We start from the raw sequence: 421 nt of genomic DNA, 5'->3' as shown, positions 1-421 counted from the left end.
CGCCGACTCACATATGCAAGGTGTATATAAGCATAACTCAAAAAGACATAAAAGAAAGACTTTTGGAGGAGTTTGGAAACTGCGACTCGACTCCCGCTTCAAAACACGGGAAGATAGGAACAAATCAGAAACAAAAGGACAGGGGATGATGGCGTTGCCGGGCAGGGAAGCAGTGATCGCGCAGGTCGCCTCGCTGTCGGTCGAGTGCGCCGATTGCGGCCGCAACAGCTGGTGGCGGCCCGATCAGTTGAAGCGCTTCGGGGTCAACGGGAACACGCCGCTGGCCGCGTTGTCGGGGCGCATCGTCTGCTCGGCCTGCCGTGCCGACGGACTGCCGGGCACGGCGATCTCGATCCAGGCAGCGCTCATCGACGAGCGCCAGCGCGTGCGCAGCGAGGCACGGATGCTGGGCGATCGTGAG

General features: G+C 60.6%; 1 protein-coding gene. It reads left to right on the top strand.

Annotated features, from left to right (window positions below; all coding sequences use genetic code 11):
• Positions 1–148: 148 nt before the first annotated feature.
• A partial coding sequence (locus EN852_RS35430; RefSeq protein WP_135879649.1) for a hypothetical protein occupies positions 149–421 on the top strand: 273 nt, incomplete at its 3' end.

The sequence above is a fragment of the Mesorhizobium sp. M2E.F.Ca.ET.209.01.1.1 genome (assembly GCF_004010375.2).
Lineage (GTDB): Bacteria > Pseudomonadota > Alphaproteobacteria > Rhizobiales > Rhizobiaceae > Mesorhizobium.
Note: the sequence above shows the minus strand (reverse complement) of the source record. Positions and strands in the feature narration are given on the sequence as shown.